Source organism: Kocuria sp. cx-455, assembly GCF_057707085.1.
The window spans coordinates 1-659 of record NZ_JBYIPM010000013.1 but is presented as its reverse complement, the minus strand read 5'-3'; the positions used below and the strand labels follow the sequence as shown (position 1 = coordinate 659).

General features: G+C 61.8%; 1 protein-coding gene. It reads left to right on the top strand.

Translation table 11 applies throughout. From position 1 onward, the window contains the following. Positions 1-659: IS3 family transposase (locus AC3ENJ_RS12710; RefSeq protein WP_431814300.1), on the top strand; the 659-nt coding region annotated here is incomplete at both ends.

Here is a 659-nt window from a genome sequence, read left to right as displayed (position 1 = left end):
AGGCTCGGGTTGCGTGGGATCTGTCCGAAGCGATGGCGCTCCACCACGATCATCGACAGTGTTGACGCCTATCCGCCTGATGCGCTCAACCGGGCGTGGGACACCGGGGCCCTGAACGCCGTCTGGATTGGGGACATCACGTATCTGCGGACGTGGCAGGGGTGGCTGTATCTGGCGACCGTGATCGATGCGCACTCGCGGCGGGTGATCGGCTGGGCCATCGATGAGCGCATGCGTGCTGATCTGGTCGAGGATGCGCTGCAGATGGCGATCACGCTGCGTGGTGAACGCCCCGCTAAGGTGGTGTTCCACGCCGACAGAGGCACCCAATATGCCTCGGAGCAGATCAGTCGGTTCGCGCACGAGAACGGCATCACCAGGTCAATGGGGCGGACCGGGGTTTGCTGGGATAACGCGATGGCCGAATCGTTTTTCGCGACGCTGAAGACCGAGTTCTACTACCGCCGAGTCTGGTCAACGAAGAACGGCGCCAAGGTCGCTGTCGGAGACTGGATCGAAGACCATTACAACCAACGACGCAGGCACTCAGCCATCGGCCAGATCAGCCCCGTCGAGTTCGAGATGCAACACTGTAACCAGACTGCGGATCTTCAACAAGCCGCACAACCCCGTGTCCACCATCCGGGGTCAAGGCCACA